Source organism: Pseudomonas sp. SZ40 (assembly GCF_052958135.1).
This window is the reverse complement of record NZ_JBQWIF010000039.1, coordinates 1-11,609: the sequence shown is the minus strand read 5'-3', so window position 1 is coordinate 11,609 and position 11,609 is coordinate 1. Positions and strand designations below refer to the sequence as shown.

Annotated in this window: 14 protein-coding genes; 7 read left to right on the top strand and 7 right to left on the bottom strand. The window is 62.6% G+C overall.

Annotated elements, in window-relative coordinates:
- The first annotated feature begins 212 nt into the window (after nt 1-212).
- From ACT9T4_RS22525 to tal, 3 genes are all read left to right on the top strand, one after another.
- Entirely contained in the window at nt 213-986 is a 774-nt protein-coding gene (locus ACT9T4_RS22525; protein ID WP_179538259.1) for a helix-turn-helix transcriptional regulator, read from the top strand.
- A 302-nt stretch (nt 987-1,288) separates the two neighbouring features.
- Nucleotides 1,289-2,299: a tRNA dihydrouridine(20/20a) synthase DusA gene (dusA, locus tag ACT9T4_RS22520; protein WP_499119024.1), complete on the top strand. Its 1,011-nt coding sequence runs from the start codon at nt 1,289-1,291 to the stop codon at nt 2,297-2,299.
- Between the two features lie 92 nt (nt 2,300-2,391).
- Nucleotides 2,392-3,318, top strand: coding sequence for a transaldolase (tal, locus tag ACT9T4_RS22515; RefSeq protein ID WP_042554134.1), 927 nt, complete (start codon nt 2,392-2,394; stop codon nt 3,316-3,318).
- Nucleotides 3,319-3,380: 62 nt separating this feature from the next.
- Here tal and rssC read toward each other — a convergent pair whose 3' ends face one another.
- The gene (gene rssC / locus ACT9T4_RS22510; RefSeq protein WP_042554198.1) at nt 3,381-3,866 is read right to left on the bottom strand and encodes an anti-sigma factor antagonist RssC; all 486 of its coding nucleotides are present in this window, start codon (nt 3,864-3,866) and stop codon (nt 3,381-3,383) included.
- An 8-nt stretch (nt 3,867-3,874) separates the two neighbouring features.
- Complete coding sequence (gene rssB / locus ACT9T4_RS22505; RefSeq protein WP_042554133.1) at nt 3,875-5,059, bottom strand: two-component system response regulator RssB; 1,185 nt, start codon at nt 5,057-5,059, stop codon at nt 3,875-3,877.
- A gap of 208 nt (nt 5,060-5,267) precedes the next feature.
- Between rssB and ACT9T4_RS22500 the strand changes: the two genes are divergently transcribed.
- Complete coding sequence (locus tag ACT9T4_RS22500; protein WP_042554132.1) at nt 5,268-5,567, top strand: PilZ domain-containing protein; 300 nt, start codon at nt 5,268-5,270, stop codon at nt 5,565-5,567.
- Nucleotides 5,568-5,652: 85 nt separating this feature from the next.
- On the opposite strand, the gene ACT9T4_RS22495 is transcribed toward ACT9T4_RS22500, so the two are convergent.
- Nucleotides 5,653-6,354: an MlaA family lipoprotein gene (locus ACT9T4_RS22495; RefSeq protein WP_042554131.1), complete on the bottom strand. Its 702-nt coding sequence runs from the start codon at nt 6,352-6,354 to the stop codon at nt 5,653-5,655.
- 224 nt (nt 6,355-6,578) lie between these two features.
- Between ACT9T4_RS22495 and pcrP the strand changes: the two genes are divergently transcribed.
- Complete coding sequence (gene pcrP / locus ACT9T4_RS22490) at nt 6,579-7,262, top strand: HAD superfamily inactivated hydrolase PcrP (protein WP_042554130.1); 684 nt, start codon at nt 6,579-6,581, stop codon at nt 7,260-7,262.
- A gap of 115 nt (nt 7,263-7,377) precedes the next feature.
- Nucleotides 7,378-7,644, top strand: a complete 267-nt coding sequence (locus ACT9T4_RS22485) for a DUF4404 family protein (RefSeq protein WP_042554129.1) — start codon at nt 7,378-7,380, stop codon at nt 7,642-7,644.
- 54 nt (nt 7,645-7,698) lie between these two features.
- On the opposite strand, the gene queF is transcribed toward ACT9T4_RS22485, so the two are convergent.
- From queF to ACT9T4_RS22470, 3 genes are all read right to left on the bottom strand, one after another.
- A complete protein-coding gene (queF, locus tag ACT9T4_RS22480; RefSeq protein WP_499119020.1) occupies nt 7,699-8,526 on the bottom strand; it encodes an NADPH-dependent 7-cyano-7-deazaguanine reductase QueF in 828 nt (275 codons plus the stop codon).
- Nucleotides 8,527-8,593: 67 nt separating this feature from the next.
- Nucleotides 8,594-9,292 (bottom strand): orotidine-5'-phosphate decarboxylase, encoded by a 699-nt coding sequence (pyrF, locus tag ACT9T4_RS22475; RefSeq protein WP_179538392.1) that lies wholly within the window; start codon nt 9,290-9,292, stop codon nt 8,594-8,596.
- Nucleotides 9,293-9,407: 115 nt separating this feature from the next.
- The gene (locus tag ACT9T4_RS22470) at nt 9,408-10,163 is read right to left on the bottom strand and encodes a sulfite exporter TauE/SafE family protein (protein WP_179538393.1); all 756 of its coding nucleotides are present in this window, start codon (nt 10,161-10,163) and stop codon (nt 9,408-9,410) included.
- Nucleotides 10,164-10,269: 106 nt separating this feature from the next.
- On the opposite strand from ACT9T4_RS22470, the gene ACT9T4_RS22465 reads away from it, so the two are divergent.
- Nucleotides 10,270-11,235 (top strand): LysR family transcriptional regulator, encoded by a 966-nt coding sequence (locus tag ACT9T4_RS22465; RefSeq protein ID WP_179538394.1) that lies wholly within the window; start codon nt 10,270-10,272, stop codon nt 11,233-11,235.
- A 125-nt stretch (nt 11,236-11,360) separates the two neighbouring features.
- Here the strand turns inward: ACT9T4_RS22465 and ACT9T4_RS22460 are convergent.
- Nucleotides 11,361-11,609 (bottom strand): aldehyde dehydrogenase family protein (locus ACT9T4_RS22460; protein WP_499119017.1); only part of this gene is annotated, 249 nt, incomplete at its 5' end.

Here is an 11,609-nt window from a genome sequence, read left to right as displayed (position 1 = left end):
GGCTCAAGGTCCTTCTTGGCAGAAATTTAAGTGCCATTAAACATTGCCGATTTTGCCGTGCATGACCCCTCAAACCGGGGCAAATGGAACAGTAATCATTTGTAACTGTTTGCCTGAAGGATTTACAAAACTGAACCTAGGCTGAACATCCTGGGGAGAGACCGGGGGGCCCGGTCTCAAGGGCTTAATTTCTGGAGGGTCGACCGATTGCCATGAACCGTGCAGTAGAGTTCGAAGAGGATAACGACCGACTCTTTTGTCGTAAGTTGGCCCGGGTGGTATCGAGTACCGGTTATCCGAACTTCGCTGATCAGTTGTTTGAACTGATTCAAGATCTGGTGCCGATTCACGGCCTCGAACTGAGCGAATGGACCCTGGATATTCCAAGTGCCACGATTCGAGAGATCAGCATTCTGGGCACTGCAGGGATAGCGCGTGAACGCGCGCGCTGCGCTGCGCTGGATCAGGGCCTGCTGCCCAGCATTCTGCACATGAACGATCCATTGCTCATTCAGCGCCGGCTGCCTTCGAGCAAGCTGCACCCGCTGTGCCCCGTTCACCAATGCAACCTGGTAGCAGGCAACGGTAACCTGCGGCGCATCATCTGTTTCTACCGCCAGTCGAGCTTGCGTACCTTCACCTTGCCAGAAATGTCGGCACTGAAAACCTTCTCTGAAACCTTGCTGTTTCTTCTCGAGCATCACTCGCGAAGCCTTGGGCGAGTCCGGCAGTCTGCCGCCAAGCAAAACAATCATGCTGGCTCGGTGGACAACGCCTTCTGCAAAAAACTCGAGTGGCAGGGCGTTCCGCTGTCTGCCCGCGAGCGGGAAGTCTGCGTTGGCCTTCTGTCAGGGATAACGGTACCTGAGCTGGCACGGCGGCTGGAGGTCAAGAACAGCTCGATAGAAAGCTACCTGAAACGCGCTGCCAGCAAGCTTGGCGTCAGGGGACGACACGGTCTGGCGCGCTGGATGGCCAATAGCTGAGGTCCAGAAAGACGACCTTCATCGCCTCGACGGGCACCTCGTCAGGCGCTCCACGATGGAATGCGCCAGGCACTCCGAGCACCGCCTGGCTCCGTATCATCCCTGCGCGAACCGCAGCCTTGCGATCCGAAGACCGGCTTTCTTGATAAACTGCCTCCCCGTTACGGCGTACCGGATCCGCCCCCTGTACCGGCCTGAGCGCCTTCGTTGACTCGCTGCGTGCCACTGGTGCAGGCGCTTAACAATGCCGGCTGAAAAACGCTCAAAAATGGCCTTTTCAAGCACTATACAGACTCGAGCTAATGCCTCTAGAACCAGCCTCAAAGCCAGAAACCACGCTACCCAGCCTCTCCCGCCGCTTCTCCGTGGCGCCGATGATGGACTGGACGGATCACCATTGCCGGTACTTTCTGCGCCAGTTGTCGCAGCACGCGCTGCTGTATACCGAAATGGTCACCACTGGCGCGTTGCTGCATGGCGATACTCGCCGGTTTCTGCAGTACGACGAGACCGAGCATCCGCTCGCGCTGCAGCTGGGCGGCAGCAATCCGGCCGATCTGGCGGCCTGTGCGCGGCTCGCCGAGCAGGCGGGCTACGACGAAGTGAACCTCAATGTCGGCTGCCCCAGTGACCGTGTGCAGAACAACATGATCGGCGCCTGCCTGATGGCCCATCCGACGCTGGTGGCCGACTGCGTCAAGGCGATGCGCGATGCGGTGAGCATTCCCGTGACGGTCAAGCACCGTATCGGCATCGACGGGCGTGACAGCTACGAGCAGCTCTGCGACTTCATCGGCCAGGTGCGTGACGCCGGTTGCCGCAGTTTCACGGTGCACGCACGGATCGCCATCCTTTCCGGTCTGTCGCCCAAGGAGAACCGCGAGGTGCCGCCGCTGCGCTACGACATCGCTGCGCAGCTGAAACGGGACTTTCCCGACCTGGAACTGGTGCTCAACGGCGGGATCAAGACCTTGCAGGCCTGCCAGGAGCACCTCGAGACCTTCGATGGCGTGATGCTCGGCCGCGAGGCGTACCACAACCCTTACCTGCTGGCCGAGGTCGACGGGCAGCTGTTCGGCAGCGAACGGCCACCGATCAGCCGGCAGGAAGCCATGCAGGTCATGCGCCCCTATATCGAACGGCACATGGCTGCCGGCGGCCTGATGCACCACGTCACCCGCCATATGCTCGGCCTGGCGCAGGGTTTTGCGGGGGCTCGCCGCTTCCGCCAGTTGCTTTCTGCGGACATCCACAAGAGCGATCAGCCGCTGGCCATTTTCGACCAGGCTGCCGAGCTTCTGCAGGGCCGCTAGCGGGTCGCCGAAAGCGACCTGTTGTGCCACCAGTTGAGCACTACATGATGCTCAGGTAAGGTCATGGCACCCCGAATCGACAAGGCCCCGCCATGACCTCCAAGCTGGATCAACTCAAGCAGTTCACTACCGTGGTTGCCGACACCGGTGACATCGACGCCATCGCCCGCCTCAAGCCGGTGGACGCCACCACCAACCCTTCCCTGCTGCTCAAGGCTGCCGCCCTGCCGCGTTATGCCGAGCTGCTCAAGCAGGCGGTCAGTGCCAGCAAGGGCGATGTCGATCTGGCCAGCGACCGCTTCGGCGTGACCGTTGGGCGGGAAATTCTCCAGGTGATTCCGGGGCGCATCTCCACCGAGGTGGACGCCCGCCTGTCCTTCGACACCCAGGCGACCCTGGCCCGTGCCCGACGCCTGGTCGAGCTGTATGAAGAAGCCGGCGTGACCCGCGAGCGCATCCTGATCAAGATCGCCTCCACCTGGGAAGGCATCCGCGCTGCCGAGCAGCTGGAAAAGGCTGGCGTGCAGACCAACCTCACTCTGCTCTTCTCCTTCGCGCAGGCGCGCGCCTGTGCCGATGCCGGCGCCTTCCTGATCTCGCCTTTCGTGGGCCGTATCTACGACTGGTACAAGAAGGCCGAAGGCCGCGATTACGTCGGCGCCGAAGATCCGGGCGTGCAGTCCGTCGCGCGCATCTACGACTACTACAAGACCAATGGCCACAAGACCGTGGTCATGGGTGCCAGCTTCCGCAACATCAGCCAGATCGAACAGCTGGCTGGCTGCGACCGCCTGACCATCAGCCCGGAGCTGCTGCAGCAACTGGCCGACGACAATGGCCCGCTGCAGCGCAAGCTCAGCGCGGAAATTTCCGGGCAGAGCGAAGCGCATATCGGCGAGAGCCAGTTCCGCTGGGAAATGAACGAAGACGCCATGGCCACCGAGAAACTCGCGGAAGGCATCCGCCAGTTCGCCCGTGATCAGGAAAAACTGGAAAAGCTGCTGACAGCCAACCTCTGAGCCTGAAATGAAAACGGGGCGCCGACTTCCATCGGCGCCCCGCTATCGGCAGCAGTCAGCGATCAGGGATGCTGTTCGAGGGCGCTTACCAGGTCATGGAAAGCCGCGCGGTTCGATTCGTTCAAGCCCATCAGAATCCGGTGCGCCTCCAGCACGCGAGCGCGCACTACGTCCTCCGACTGATCCTGCGACGGCAGGTCGGCCAGACAGTCCGGGCACTCGTAGGGCTGGTTGATGATGTTGAACACCTGATCGAAGCCCATCGACTGCAACAGACGGGTGATGTCGGCGTGGGTGGTCACCACCGTCGGCAACAGACCGACCTTCTGCCGCGACAGAATCGATAGTTTGGCCAACAGCCCCAGGGTGGTGCTGTCGATACTGCGCGTTTCCGTCAGGTCGATGACGATGGCGGAAAAATTCAGCGCGGTGAAAATCTTTTCGATCGTGGAATCCAGCGCCGAACACAAGGTCAGGCGCACCTCACCGATGAACTTCAGGACGAAGGTTCCGTCCTGCTCGGCGAACTGGATTCTACCGGGGCTTATCCCAGGATTCATGCAAGGTTCCTGCTTAACACCAGCAAGGCGATATCATCCGGCATCTCCGCCAGATTGGCCAGTCCAAACACGCTGCGCAACCCGTCCAGGGTTCCACCTGCTTCGCTCACCAGTTTCGGCAGCAAGGCTTCTTTTTCCTGCAGGGTGTCGCCGTCGAGCAAATCGAGAATGCCGTCCGACAACAGAGTCAGGCTGAACGATTCCGGAAGGTCGATCACCAGATCGGTGTAATCGGCTTCCTTGAACAGGCCGACGGGCAAACCGCGGCCTTCCAGATAATGGGCTTCGCCGCCGCTGTACATCACGGGCAGCGGCAGATGGCCGCCGATGCTGTAGGTCAGGCGATTGTGCTCTTCGTCGATCACCCCGCCCAGCATGGTCACGTGCTTGCCCAGTTTGCAGTTGATCAGGCCACGGTTGATGTGGCCGAGCACGTCCGACGGCTTGAACTCCGGCAGCATGCCGTTGCGCCGCGACTCGTAGAGCAGGCGCGTGGTCATGAACTTGAGCAGCACGGTGACGAATGCCGAAGACGCGCCGTGACCGGAGACGTCCGCCAGATAGAACGCCACACGCCGCTCGTCGACACGGAAGTAATCGACGAAATCGCCCGAGAGGTAGAGCGAGGGAATGATCTGATGAGCGAACGACAGCCCTTCGTTTTCCCAGGGCGTGACGGGCAGCATGTTCATCTGCACCTGGCGCCCGGCGTTCTGGTCTTCCTGCAACAGGTGCAGGCTGGCCTGCAGCTCGCGGTTGGCGGTTTCCAGCTTTTCCCGGTAGCGCTCGTTCTCCTGGCGCAGATGCACGCGGTCCAGCGCACGGCGTACCGAGTGCTCGAGCACGGCGAGATCTTCGAGAGGCTTGATCAGGTAATCGGCGGCACCGAGGCGCAAGGCTTCGACCACGTCGGTCATCACTCCGGCACCGGAGACCACGATGATCGGCGCGGAGATTTCCAGAGCATTGATCCGACGGATGAGCTCGAGACCATCGACCTGGGGCATGCGCAGGTCGCAAATGACCAGATCCGGTCGTTCGCGCTCGAACACTTCGAGACCTTGCGAGCCGTTGCCGGCGAGCAGGATGTTGAAGCCGCTGTCTTCCAAGTAGGCTGCAATACTGGCGCGGACGACTTCGTCGTCATCGATCAGCAGCAACGTGGCACTGGTTTTGTGCATGGGGTGTCCAGGCAAACTGCGCCGGGGATGGTTAGCGTAAACGCAGCCAACAACCTGCGCGGGTACACGGTTCGCGTCAAGGCGCAGACGGTACTCCCATCCTCAACACGATTCAACAGGCGCCGTTCGCCACCGAGCGACTTTACACCTGAAATCAGTGAGGGTTATAAGAACCGCAGCAGAGCCCTACCACAATGAGGATAGCTTGATGAGCCAAAGTGATCGTGATTACGAGGAAAAGCGCGATTACATTCGCATGCGCCTGGAAACCCAGGTGACGCTCCACCATGGCGGTCAGGCAATCCCGGCGCTGTGCCGCGATCTGTCGAGCACCGGCATGCAGCTCGAGGCGCAGTGCCACGTGCAGGTTGGAGACAAGGTGCGCGTGTTGATCCCTTCCGGGCACGACGAACTGAAAGGGCTGGAAACCGAAGCGGAAGTGGTGCGGGTGACCGACCAGGAAGGTGGCCGACAGATTCTCGGTCTGGCCGTGATATCGATGAACTGAAACACGCTGTAACGCGATGGAGCCCGCCTCCATCGCGTCGTTGCACCTTCTGCCCTCGAGCCTTGCTGCCCTGGCTCGGCCTCAATCAGAAATCGTCTTCCACCTCACCGTCACGCACACGGAACTCACGGTTCTGCAGGTAGGCGTTACGGATGAAGATGTACTTGTCGCCACTGATCATGCGCTCGGCATCCAGCAGGCTGGCACGGGTGTCGACCACGTTGATGCCACGGGTGACGTTGCGGCTCGGCACGTGATCCATGTAGGGGTACGGGGTCAGGAAGCTGTCCGGGATCTTGCTCGGCGCGTCGCGCAGCGAGCTCGGCCCGAGCAGCGGCAGCACCAGATACGGGCCGCTGCCCACGCCCCAGACGCCGAGGGTCTGGCCGAAGTCTTCATCGCTGCGCTGCAACCCCATGCGGCTGGCCACGTCGAAGAAGCCGAGCGCGCCGATGGTGGTGTTCAACAGCAGACGGCTGGTATCCACGCCGGCGTCGTGAGCCTTGCCCTGCAGCAGGTTGTTGGCCAGGTTGCCGACATCGCCCACGTTGCGGAACACATTGTGCACACCGGTCTCGAGGAACTGCGGTGTCACGGCCTGATAGCCCTGAGCCAGAGGCTTGAGGGCGTAGGTATCGACGGTATCGTTGAAGCGGAAAACGGGGCGATTGAACGACTCCCAGGGGTCTTCCGTCGCCGCCTGGCTCGCCAGCGGCAGCACCATCAGGCCGGCACAGGCCAGCATTCGCCCGAAGCTCCCGATCCAATCCGATCCAATCAAACGCATTACTGTTCTCCTAGGCTAATGAGCACGGTCTCTCCGGCAGCAGCGGCGTAGTATAAAGCCGCGGACGGGCAATAGGCAGAGCACCGATGCCCGGCCACCCTACCCGACCCTGAGCCACTTCACATCACTGACGTTCACCGGGCGTCGGACCGCTCACCGCCGTCACGCCATCGTCACATTGGCTTGTCATGGTAAGCGCGATAATAGCCAGGGAACGACATCGCATGCCCCAGCCAGCGCTCTCCGCAGTGACACCCTCCTTCACCGCCGTGCTGTTCGGCCTGTCCGGTTGCCTGGTCGATTTCGGCGCGCGCAGCGCGTCGTCGGCCGGCACTCGCCACCTGACGCTGATTCGTGAAGCCGGCGGCCCGGCGCGTGCGCTCGAAACCGCCAGCCCGCGGGAGCTGGAGAGCTGTGCCGAACCGACCCCTGGCGCTCTGGCAACCCTGCGCAGCCTGCGTGAGCAACGGGTGCCCTGCGCCTGGCTGGACGAACTTCCCGAAACCCTCGCGATGAAACTGACGAGCCAGCTACCCGAATGGCTGGTCGCCTCTCCAGCCTGCTCGCAGCGCAGCTGGCCTGCCCCTGATGCCTGCTGGCAGGCGTTGAGCAGCCTGCAGATCGATCGCCTGGATGGTTGCGTACTGGTCAGCGGTGAACCTCGCCTGCTGCAGGCGGGCCTCAATGCGGGCCTGTGGACGGTCGGCCTGGCCGCCTGCGGATCCCTGGGTGGCCATGCCCTCGGCGACTGGGAAACGCTCGAAGCCGTGCAGCGTGATCGCCTGCGCGCAGATGCGACCCTGGCGTTGTACCGCCTGGGCGCTCATTCGGTGATCGACCAGCTGACCGACCTGCCCGCCTGCCTGGACGACCTGCAGATCCGCCGCAGCAAGGGCGAGAAACCCTAGGGCCGCGCAGGATCAGTCGCAATGGTGCAGGCAGGATGATTCTGAAGACGAAGTAATGACCTTTCGCCATGGCGCACGGTCAATTGTCTTGCCTATCAAGAAAGGGAGAATCTCCATGCCTGCGAACCATCTGCAGCAGCAACTGGAAGAGCTGCACAAGCAACTGGCGCAGAATCCGCCGGTAAACGAGGAAGATCGCGAGTCGCTCGCCCTGCTGGCTCGCGACATCGAACTGCAGCTGGCTGCCCAGCCGGTAACCACGCCCGATGCATCGCTGGTCGACAGCGTCAATCTGGCCGTGGAGCGCTTCGAAGTGAGCCATCCGACCCTGGCTGGAAGCCTGCGCAACATCATGCAGAGCCTCGCCAACATGGGTATCTGATGCCAACGCCGCAAATAAAGAACCAGCCTCTCCGGCTGGTTTTTTATTAATTGCCTACTGCCTGACCAGGCGCCGATTGTCCGGCAGTCGCCCCAGGGTCGTCCGATAGGGATTGATATCCAGGCCGCCACGGCGCACGTAGCGGGCATAGACGGTCAGATGTTCCGGCTGCAGCAACCGCTGCAGATCCAGAAAGATACGCTCCACGCACTGTTCGTGAAAATCCGCATGCTGCCGAAAGCTGACCAGATACGCCAGCAGGCTCGCTGGCTCAAGCGCGGCGCCGCGGTACTCGACCACCACGCTGCCCCAATCAGGCTGACCGGTTACCGGGCAGTTGGACTTGAGCAGGTGGCTGTGCAGGCTCTCTTCGACGATACGTGACGCATCGCAGACCAACAGTTCGGGACGGGGCGCCTGGTAATCGCTGATGCTGATGTCCAGCTCGTCGATGCAGGTTCCCGGCAGCACCGCGAGACCTTCCCGCGCCACTTCGCCGAGGCTGCGCACCCGAACACCCACGGGCTTGCCAGCCGTGGCGGACAAATCCTTCTCGAGCACGCCCACCAATTCGGCCTCACTGGCGAATACCGACTGATTCAGCGAGTTGAGGTAGAGCTTGAAGGACTTCGATTCGATGATGTTCGGCGAGTCGGCGGCAATGCTGAACTCACCGATCGCCACCACCGGCTTGCCGGACGGCAGCAGCCAGGACAGCTCGAAGCAGTTCCAGTAATCCACCCCGCGATATGGCAGGGTTTGCGCGCTCAGACCGAGCTCGGCCCACTTGGCGGCCCGCGGGATGGGAAACAGCAGTTCGGGCGAATAGGTGGCGATGTACTCGCTGCTCTTGCCCAGCGGCGAATGTTCCACGGAATGCATGACGGTTTACCTGCGGCGCAATGGGTGCGGCGGCTCGACTGCCGCCATACGGGAATGGATGGGCCGGTCAGCCCAGTTCGGCGACCAGCTTGGCCAGCGCGGCAGCCGGATCGGCGGCCTGGCTGATCGGGCGACCGATCACCAGATAATCCGAACCAGCGTCCAACGCCTGACGTGGCGTCAGAATGCGTCGCTGATCGTCCTGTGCGCTACCGGCCGGACGGATACCCGGCGTGACCAACTGCAGCCCAGGTTGCGCGGCCTTGAGTGCAGGTGCCTCGAGAGCCGAACAGACCAGGCCATCCATACCGGCCTTCTGCGCCAGCGCAGCCAGACGCAGCACCTGCTCCTGGGGCTCGATGTCCAGACCGATGCCGGCCAGGTCCTCGCGCTCCATGCTGGTCAGCACGGTCACGCCGATCAGCAGCGGCACCGGGCCGTTGAACGCATCCAGCGTCTCGCGGCAGGCGCTCATCATGCGCAGACCACCGGAGCAATGCACGTTGACCATCCACACGCCCATTTCGGCTGCGGCCTTGACCGCCATGGCCGTGGTGTTGGGGATGTCATGGAATTTCAGATCGAGGAACACCTCGAAGCCGCGCTCGCGCAGCGTAGCGACGATATCCGAGGCGCAACTGGTGAACAGCTCCTTGCCCACCTTGACCCGACACAGCTTGGGATCGAGCTGATCGGCGAGCGCTAACGCAGCCTCTCGGGTCGGAAAATCCAGGGCGACGATGATCGGGGTCTGACAAACGGACATGGGGCAATTCTCGAGCGAGCCAAATTCGGCGCGCATTGTAGCGCAAGCCTGTGCCGATTGCCGTTCCGGCAGATGGATGTCGCTGCTCGTTCGGCTCGGCGCCAACGCGTCGAAGTCACACCTTGATGCCGAGCATCAGCGCGCAGACCAGCAGGAACGCGGTGAACAGCACGCGCAATTGACGCTCGGGCAAGGCATGAGCCAGACGCACGCCCCAACTGATGCTGAGCAGCCCGCCGATGGCCAGCGGAATGGCCAGAACCCAGTCGACATGATCATGCAGGGCATAGGTCACCAGAGTCACGCCAGTACTCGGCGCAGCCAGTGCCAGCGACAAGCCCTGCGCCACCACCTGGGAGGTGCCGAACACACTGGTGAGAATCGGCGTGGCGATAACCGCCCCGCCTACGCCGAACAACCCGCCCAGCAGGCCGGAACCACTGCCCAGCAACGCCAACCACGGCCAGGGGTGGCGCAACTCGCCCGAGGCGGCTGGCGGACGCAGGAACATGCGCAGCAGGTTGTAGAACGCCAGGGCCACCAGAAACGCGACGAACGCGATACGCATCGACTCGGGGTCCAGATTGACTGCCCAACCTGCGCCGAACAGCGCGCACACGAAGCTGCTCAGGGCCAGCGCCAACGCGTGGCGCAGGTCGATCCGATTGCGCTGATGGTAGCGCCACAGCGCCAGCAGCACATTGGGCACCACCATCACCAACGCGGTGCCCTGAGCCAGTTGCTGATCCAGCCCGAACAGCACCCCGAGCACAGGAATCGCGATCAACCCACCACCAATGCCGAACAGACCGCCAATGGTGCCCAGCAGCAGGCCGAGTACGATATTCAGAGCGAATGCGAGCAGATCCATGGGGCAGTCCTTGGGCGAGGTGTGCGCATCCTACTCGCTGGCGACTGGCGGGGTAACGCACAGCCCGGCACAATGGCTGTGCGAATTACGCAAAGCGGGAAAATCGATGAATCCAGATGCCCTGACCGACCAACTCAGCCTGTTCCTCGACGTGCTGGAGAGCGGCAGTTTCTCCGCCGCTGCCAGGCTGCATCCCCTCACGCCCTCGGCGGTTTCTCGGCGTATCGATGCGCTGGAACGCTCGCTCGACTGCAACCTGTTCAGCCGCAGCACCCACGCAGTGCGTGCGACACCGGCCGGCCTGGCGTTCGCCGAACGAGCCAGAAGAATTCTCGCCGAGCTGCATCTGGCGCGCGCCGAGGCGGTATCGCTGAGCAGCGCCCCCGAAGGCCTGATTCGTATCGACGCCCCTGCGCCATTCGGGCGCCGCCATCTGGCCCCGACCATTGCCGAGTTCCTGACGGCCTATCCGGGCCTGGACGTGCAACTGCGGTTGATCGACAGCTTCATCGACCTGCACGGCGCTCACCTGGGCGAAGTGGATCTGGTGTTGCGCATCGGACCGCTGGCAGACACACGCCTGGTTGCCACACCGCTGGCACCGATGGTCCGCGTGGTCTGCGCCAGCCCGGCCTACCTCGAGCGGCATGGGGTGCCGCGCACACCTGCCGAGCTGCTGGAGCACGACGGCCTGGACTGGGATGGCCTGGCACCCGCCTATGCCTGGCGTTTCGAGCATCAGGGCAAGCTGGCGATGTTCCGGCCCCGGCGCCTGCGCATGACGGCCAACAATGCCGAGACACTGGTATTCAGTCTGCTCGCCGGTCTTGGCGTGGCGCACCTGCCCACCTGGCTGGTCAGCGAATACCTGGCCCGCGGCGAACTGGTCGCGCTATTTTGCGAGAACGGCCTGCCGCCCCCGGAACCGAGCGGCATCTATGCCTTGCGACTGGAGCGCGATACCGACTCTCGCAGCCGGCTGCTGCTGGAGTTTCTGAAGAACCGCTTCGGACCGATTCCGCCCTGGGACATTCCCCTGCAAAGCGGCTTGCAGCGCGGCGCCGGCAACTGACGCAAAAACGCGGCCGAAGCCGCGTTACGATTGCTCGTGGTTGCGTCCAGCGCTGGACGCTGGACGCTGGACGCTGGACGCTGGACGCTGGACGATCAGATCAGATCAGATCAGATCAGATCAGATCAAAAGAAGCCCAGCGGATTGATGTCGTAGCTGATCAGCAGGTTCTTGGTCTGCTGGTAGTGGTCGAGCATCATCTTGTGGGTTTCGCGCCCGACCCCGGACTTCTTGTAGCCGCCAAAGGCAGCGTGCGCCGGGTACAGGTGGTAGCAGTTGGTCCATACGCGGCCGGCCTTGATGCCACGGCCCATGCGGTAGGCGCGGTTGATGTCGCGCGTCCACACGCCGGCGCCCAGGCCGAACTCGGTGTC

Bases quoted from the DNA above. Each gene is read 5' to 3' on its own strand.
- pcrP (WP_042554130.1), top strand. From the start codon at position 6,579: ATGCCCCAGCCAGCGCTCTCCGCAGTGACACCCTCCTTCACCGCCGTG.
- ACT9T4_RS22500 (WP_042554132.1), top strand. From the start codon at position 5,268: ATGAGCCAAAGTGATCGTGATTACGAGGAAAAGCGCGATTACATTCGC.
- ACT9T4_RS22465 (WP_179538394.1), top strand. From the start codon at position 10,270: ATGAATCCAGATGCCCTGACCGACCAACTCAGCCTGTTCCTCGACGTG.
- dusA (WP_499119024.1), top strand. From the start codon at position 1,289: ATGCCTCTAGAACCAGCCTCAAAGCCAGAAACCACGCTACCCAGCCTC.
- rssB (WP_042554133.1), bottom strand. From the start codon at position 5,059: ATGCACAAAACCAGTGCCACGTTGCTGCTGATCGATGACGACGAAGTC.
- ACT9T4_RS22525 (WP_179538259.1), top strand. From the start codon at position 213: ATGAACCGTGCAGTAGAGTTCGAAGAGGATAACGACCGACTCTTTTGT.
- pyrF (WP_179538392.1), bottom strand. From the start codon at position 9,292: ATGTCCGTTTGTCAGACCCCGATCATCGTCGCCCTGGATTTTCCGACC.
- queF (WP_499119020.1), bottom strand. From the start codon at position 8,526: ATGCATTCCGTGGAACATTCGCCGCTGGGCAAGAGCAGCGAGTACATC.
- tal (WP_042554134.1), top strand. From the start codon at position 2,392: ATGACCTCCAAGCTGGATCAACTCAAGCAGTTCACTACCGTGGTTGCC.
- ACT9T4_RS22470 (WP_179538393.1), bottom strand. From the start codon at position 10,163: ATGGATCTGCTCGCATTCGCTCTGAATATCGTACTCGGCCTGCTGCTG.
- ACT9T4_RS22485 (WP_042554129.1), top strand. From the start codon at position 7,378: ATGCCTGCGAACCATCTGCAGCAGCAACTGGAAGAGCTGCACAAGCAA.
- ACT9T4_RS22495 (WP_042554131.1), bottom strand. From the start codon at position 6,354: ATGCGTTTGATTGGATCGGATTGGATCGGGAGCTTCGGGCGAATGCTG.